Raw genomic sequence first — 6,320 nt, 5'->3', positions numbered from 1 at the left:
TTGCTATAAGGGCAACTGTCCAGCGATCACGTGCTAAAAATGCTGTTTTATCAGCTCTTAGATCATACACTCGTGTAACGATTGGACAATTGGCATCCGAACTGAATATGAAAGAAGATGATGTGAGAGATGCGATAGTGGATCTAAGAACAGAAGGAAGAATTAAAACAACATTTGACCATGCTTCTGGCGAAGTTATAATTGGTACAGAGACATCTCAAACAACACCTCAACCAGTGATTGAAACAGAGAGTGTTGCTCAGAAGTTCTGTCCGTACTGTGGTGAGAAGATACCTTCGGGCTCTGTGTTTTGTCCAAATTGCGGCAGTTCGCTATAATAAACGTACGACATTTTTGATTTTTTTTCTTGAATATAACTTTGAAAAGCTTCTTTAGACTAAAACACCACAAACGAAAAAGTTATTTGTTACTCACTATAAACATAGGAAATAAGTCATAGAAGAGTAGGGTAAAAACCCATTATATTGGAGGTAAAAAATTGTCATTAAGCAAAGAAGAACTAAAAGCGCAATGTGAGAAATCTATTGCGTTTGAAGAACAAATTGTACAAGCTGTTAATAAAAGTACTGATGCTCTACAAAATCTTTTGCTAAAAGAACTTCTGCGAGGAGTTGCTTTCGACTCAATGAAACATGCTTTAGTATTTAGAGCAATAACAGGACTGTTAGACTTTTCACCTGCCATTAGCGACGAAGATAATGCTGTTCTAAATAGGGATATCAAAATTCATATAGAAAATGAAGAAAAAGCCATGAAACAATACGAGGAAATACTCAGTAAAATCGGGGACAGCCCAAAGGACCAGAAAGTTAAATTTTTACTAGAGACGATCATCGCAGATGAACACCGCCATCATGAATTACTTAAAACGATTAGCAAGTTCATAATCGAAAAAGAAACTATTGCCGAAGATGAATGGTTCGACTATATCTACAAATATAGCCTAGCACATGGTGCACCGATTGGATAGTCAATTAAATCACATTTAAAAGCCTAGAAGAAGCATATCATTCTTTTTACTAAAAAGAAAATTCGCTCTTCTTTCATTAAATTGCAATTCATTTTCTTTTTTTTGGAAAACATCTTGGTTTATTCTTTATTTCTTTTAGGAGTTTAGTTTAAAGCAATTTATTCAATTACCCTACAAATGAATCCGAATAAGTTAAATAAGATGCGTGAGCTATTTTCATAACGCAAGTAAAAGAAAACTAGAGTTGTTCATTAAGGGGAGTACAACTTTGACAAATGAAACTGATAAACACTCAACTTGGGATTTGCTAGGATTTGGAGTAAAAGAATTATCCATTGTATTAGTACTTGGTGTTATCTATCTTTTTATGTTCATTACCCACAGCGCATTCAACTTGTTCAACGCATCATATGCTCTTATGATTTTAGGGATCATTCTTGGTATATGGTGTGCCCTTCGAATGTCTGAAATTGCAGTAAAAGGCATTGAATCATTAGCCTATAGTTTTCTTGGTGTTGGTGCTTATGTAGCAGGTGTTCTTTCATCTATAGCCTCTAACACCCCTGAATTGGCTCTTGCGGGACTTTCTGCATATAGAGGCGCAGTCACGAACAATCCTTCTCTGACCGAATTTGCAGTTCTTCTAGTGTTCGCTGCCGCACTATTTAACGTGCTCCTTGTGGGCATAGTGATCTTTGTAGGAGCAAGACAAGCACATTCGTCGCACATGAAGGTGCCGAAAGCAGTTATAGTAGTTGAAAGCGACCTCATGCGTGCTACCGTCGTTATGCTTGGGTTGGTTTTGATTTTAGGGATAGCTGAATACCTCCTCTTCTTACAGCCAGGTAAGGAATTTCTTCCCAGGGAAGCTGCGGCGATTCTTTTACTTACCTACGTTCTTTACATAGTGTATATCTTCTTTGGAAAACCTTTGAAACAAGCTAAAGCACAAGAAGCTGAAAAAGAAGAAGCTCACGACGTCCACGTACATAAATTATCTAAGAAAGCAACCGCAGCTTTATTAATCATAGGCTTTGCAGGGATTGGCATTGGTGCTGAATTGATTACACATAGCGTTGAAATCTTTATCGAGTTTAATCCAACGATACCAATTATCATCATTTCTGTTTTAATTGGAGCATCGGGTTCTATTCCCGAGCATGCAATAGCATTAATTAGCGCAAGGAAAGGACAATTACATCTGGCTTTAGGAAATACATTGTCTGGGGTGCTTCAGAGCTACACGCTGATTATCGGTTTCATTGGCGTTATTGCATTGATACCTTTGGACCCAGCGATAATTTTTCAACTTGCAGTGGGGGTAGCGGTCGTTTATCTCATTAAGACATCGATACTTGATGATGAACAATTGGACGTCTATGAGGGTATAGTAATAATTACTGTGATGGCCTTCAGCCTGATCTTGCTGATTCGAACGTTCAGTATGTAGCATTTTGTGAATGGAGAAAAAACTACGTTTAATAGGTTCTAGAGATCAGAAAATCAGCGAACGCTTCAAAAAACTCTAACCCTTCCTTTTTTAATGATGGCTCAATAGTCAGTTGTTGTTTTGCCCGTGTAATTAATTCTTTTGCAGTAGCGGTCGCATATCCCAATGCTCCACAGTTTTTCATAAGGTTTCTAACGCGCTCCAATTCTTCAGAAGTGGCATTTGCGTTCCCAATAGTGGAGATAAAAAACTCTCTATCAGCATCACCTAGTTTCTCAAGAGTTTTTATCACTAATAAGGTTCTCTTTCCTTCTCGGAGATCACTCTCAATATTTTTTCCCCATTTATCTGTTCCAAAAGTTCCAAGTACGTCATCCTGAATTTGAAAGGCAGTAAACGCTGGAATACCAAAAGAAACAAATGTATCAAGCTGCTCTTCCGATCCTTGTGCTAGTGTTACCCCCAATAATAAAGACGCTTCAAATAAGGCGCCTGTTTTAAGTTGGACCATTTCATAATATTCTTTTTCAGCAATATCAAATCGGTCTTCAAATGCGAGATCCAATAGCTGACCTTCGTTTACTTTCCTATAGGTCGATGCATATATTTCCATGAGTTTTGATTTGACTTCATCAGGAGTTTGCAAATGATAAATGACCTCAAGCCCGAGTTCGTACAGAATGTTTCCTGCTAAAATTGCAACGGATTCCCCAAAACGGCGAACTTTAACTTCATTTTGGTCATCTATCTGTTTATAGAATTCTTGGAACTTTATATGAAAAGCTGGGGCATTACGACGTTTATCATCCCTATCAATTATATCATCGTGAACAAGGGTGGAATTATGTAACAATTCAACGCAAATTGACAATTGACGTGCTACATCTTGATTTTGGCCACCTAAAGCTTTATATGCCATAAATAAAGCTAATGCACGAAGCCGTTTTCCTCCTCTCATTACATAATCACGTATTTCCTGATACACGTCAGCGTTGATTGACTGTTTATATCTTTTAACTGCAGATGCAAGAAATAATTCCAATTCCTTATCAATAACTTGCTTATATTTTTGAAATCGTTCTAAAAAACTCATTTGAATCACATGGTTGGCGGTCTATATTGTCACTTTTAGAATGATTACGTATTTTTCTACTTTGTTTTTCAAGTTTTCGACTATATAATCCTACTAACTTTAAATAGCTTTTTTTTAGAGAAATACTATCCAATGTGTCCGCATAATTTTCAACAATAATTGTCGCGAAAATACTTAGATCGCATATTCTACAAAACAGATAAAATTAAATAGATCAACTTAACCATACTTGCAAATAACAGCCCTTCTATTGATAGGTGAAAGAAATGCTCGATAAGTTCAAAGATCTTGGAAAACTCGTTGGTATAGTAAAAGACGACGAAATTAGGGATTTATTAAAAGACTTGACCTCTGTTAATTATAAAAAACTTAACAATTTGATCCAACAAGATCCTGATAGAATTCAAGAGTTAATTTTATACTTATCAGATAAGAATAGAAAAGTTCGAACAAACGCTGCACTGGCATTAGGAAGTATAGGAGACCCTATAGCTGTAGAACCGCTAATTATTGCATTAGCAGATAAAGATAAAATGGTGAGGCGAGAAGCAGCAAACAGTCTTGGTGAATTCAGGGATGAAAGGGCATTAGAATCTCTTATAAATGCGTTAAAAGATGAAGATAGTGGTGTGCGCCAATATTCTGCACGTGCACTAGGGCGTTTAGAAAACGAGAGGGCTTTATCGCCACTTATAGAGTTGCTTTCTGATGAAGATCCATCAGTGCGTCAATGGAGTTGTGAAGCAATTGGTGAACTTGGAATAGCTAGTCAGGACGCAATTGATTCTCTAAAAGGTTTGTTGAAACATAAAAATAAGCGACTACAATTGAGTGCTGCGGGTTCTCTGGGTCGACTAGGCGATAAGAGTGGATTCGATCTAGCAATGGTTATTCTAGAAGGAGGACGTTTACTACAAAAGAAGTTTTTAAGAGCATATGCTGCTGAAGCACTTGGATATATCGGTGACCCACTAGCTAGTCCATTACTTATGGAAGCCGCACAATCAACGGATAAATTCTTGCGTGAAGCAGCTATAAAGGCATTAGAACGAATACAGTGATATTCCCGTCATACTAACACATAATCTATTAGAGAATTTTGGGCAAAATGTGGAATAAGTAAGGTCTAATGCCGAAATATTAGTTTTTTTTCAATTTCAAAATGAAATGAGTTATATGAAATATGCGTTTAACGCAATTCACTATCAGTTAACTATTAATTTAGCGTAATACAGTATCTAAAAACACCGACAAAAATTATATATAAATCGATATACATCAATGATACCTTTTTTGAGATGCTCGCAAAGTCTTCGAAAGCATAACGCGTGATGGTGGTAAATGCACTCGACATGGAGTTGTGAATGAGAATTTCGCAATTCTAATAGAAGGTTCATTTAATTGTCTTACTTGATGTACTTCAATTGAAAGAAAATAATTATTTGTTTTTAATCAAATTAATTAACTTTTCAACCTTCTTAGAATCTAAATGCCCATTCAAACGATCAAAAGATGTACAAACAACCGAACGAACTCCTATAACATCCGGCTTTAATGGGATTAGTTTTAGAATATGTTCTTCCTTTAATGATCCGGCAAGCGCTGATAGAAGCCCATGTTCATGGCATTGATCGGTGAAATCGGCAAGTTGATCCAACGACATAAAATTCAGTAAGGATTTACCGTCTTTCACTCCAGTATCTAACATTGCAATGTCGGCTTCTGAGTCTATTGCAATGTTTGGAATTGCAGAAGGAGGAACTGATTTGATTCGATATGAATCGGAATAACCTGCGCACACAACTTTAACATCTGAATTATAGTCTTTTACTGCCTTTGACACTGCCTTCATGACTTCCACAGCTTGTGATTCAGTAGTTGTTTCAAAAAGCCCTACTTTTACATAATCCACGTTTGAAACTGTGCAACCAAGCGCAGCAAGAGCCATTGTTCCGGGTTTATAGGGTGCATCTCCAATCGTTGCACTGATTTCTACATCTTTTGCAATTTCATGGGCTTCTTCAGATATACTCTTAATTATCCAGGGAAAATTCGCCCCGAGTGACCCTTCTTTAGGGTTTTTAATGTCAAGTATTTCAGTACCACCGTTTATTGCGTTGATTGCTTCTTCTCTGTTAATAACCGAAATGAGTAATCTCATCAGTTCTACCTTCATACAGTTAATCTATTTGTGTTATCGTATAATACCGAATACCAGTAACATAGGTATCAAATATTGATGTTTAATAATATAATTGATCACTCGTACACGTAATAGAGGGAGGGTATTTATAACACATTCGTAAGAAGACCTTCCAACTCGATGGAGGTTGATTTACGATATAGTTTGTTACTTATACAAAGGTCTCCCCATGCTTAAATAACTAAGAGCTGCTATCCATTTATGGTCACCAATATTGGTCAAGTTACTCAATAAGATAAAAAGGTAATCGGCGATGGTTTCTGTCTGTGCGAATAAGGGGAATTGTTCTACACTTCGTACGAACATTTTGTAATAAATTCGTGTACTCATTCAGTACAAGTTTAATAAAAACGATTGCCTTTCCTTGCGCATAAGTTGGAGTCAACTACCCCTCCCTAAAGGCACGGGGCTTGTTCCGTGAGGAGTAAGAGTAATTAGTTGATTAGCCTAAGAGAGGTCATGGTGAAACACACATGACGGTATCTACGTTATCAGGAGAGTTAAAGAACACACCAAAGGATGCTTCTCTAGTCCCTTGCTCTGTAAATGGTGGTTTAAACAGAGAGGAAACTCTCAGTGATCA

General features: G+C 37.0%; 7 protein-coding genes. 4 read left to right on the top strand and 3 right to left on the bottom strand.

The annotated features are described in order from the left end of the window. The 3 genes from QVB70_RS11040 to QVB70_RS11030 form a co-directional block, all read left to right on the top strand. The coding region (locus QVB70_RS11040; protein ID WP_287586104.1) for a zinc ribbon domain-containing protein at window positions 1-338 on the top strand (338 nt) is incomplete at its 5' end. Window positions 339-499: 161 nt separating this feature from the next. Next, window positions 500-991 (top strand): hypothetical protein, encoded by a 492-nt coding sequence (locus QVB70_RS11035; RefSeq protein ID WP_287586101.1) that lies wholly within the window; start codon window positions 500-502, stop codon window positions 989-991. A gap of 268 nt (window positions 992-1,259) precedes the next feature. After that, complete coding sequence (locus tag QVB70_RS11030; protein ID WP_287586098.1) at window positions 1,260-2,441, top strand: hypothetical protein; 1,182 nt, start codon at window positions 1,260-1,262, stop codon at window positions 2,439-2,441. Between the two features lie 28 nt (window positions 2,442-2,469). Here QVB70_RS11030 and QVB70_RS11025 read toward each other — a convergent pair whose 3' ends face one another. Then, entirely contained in the window at window positions 2,470-3,534 is a 1,065-nt protein-coding gene (locus tag QVB70_RS11025; protein ID WP_287586096.1) for a polyprenyl synthetase family protein, read from the bottom strand. A 266-nt stretch (window positions 3,535-3,800) separates the two neighbouring features. Between QVB70_RS11025 and QVB70_RS11020 the strand changes: the two genes are divergently transcribed. After that, window positions 3,801-4,595, top strand: coding sequence for a HEAT repeat domain-containing protein (locus QVB70_RS11020; protein ID WP_287586094.1), 795 nt, complete (start codon window positions 3,801-3,803; stop codon window positions 4,593-4,595). 377 nt (window positions 4,596-4,972) lie between these two features. Here QVB70_RS11020 and QVB70_RS11015 read toward each other — a convergent pair whose 3' ends face one another. Together QVB70_RS11015 and QVB70_RS11010 are read right to left on the bottom strand one after the other, a co-directional pair. Next, window positions 4,973-5,695: a (5-formylfuran-3-yl)methyl phosphate synthase gene (locus QVB70_RS11015; RefSeq protein WP_287586092.1), complete on the bottom strand. Its 723-nt coding sequence runs from the start codon at window positions 5,693-5,695 to the stop codon at window positions 4,973-4,975. Window positions 5,696-5,960: 265 nt separating this feature from the next. After that, window positions 5,961-6,122, bottom strand: coding sequence for a hypothetical protein (locus QVB70_RS11010; protein ID WP_287586089.1), 162 nt, complete (start codon window positions 6,120-6,122; stop codon window positions 5,961-5,963). Between the last annotated feature and the right edge of the window lie 198 nt (window positions 6,123-6,320).

Origin of the sequence: Candidatus Borrarchaeum sp., from assembly GCF_019058535.1 — an archaeon.
GTDB classification, from domain to species: domain Archaea; phylum Asgardarchaeota; class Sifarchaeia; order Borrarchaeales; family Borrarchaeaceae; genus Borrarchaeum; species Borrarchaeum weybense.
Note: the sequence above shows the minus strand (reverse complement) of the source record. Positions and strands in the feature narration are given on the sequence as shown.

Bases quoted from the DNA above. Each gene is read 5' to 3' on its own strand.
- QVB70_RS11025 (WP_287586096.1), bottom strand. From the start codon at position 3,534: ATGAGTTTTTTAGAACGATTTCAAAAATATAAGCAAGTTATTGATAAG.
- QVB70_RS11015 (WP_287586092.1), bottom strand. From the start codon at position 5,695: ATGAGATTACTCATTTCGGTTATTAACAGAGAAGAAGCAATCAACGCA.
- QVB70_RS11020 (WP_287586094.1), top strand. From the start codon at position 3,801: ATGCTCGATAAGTTCAAAGATCTTGGAAAACTCGTTGGTATAGTAAAA.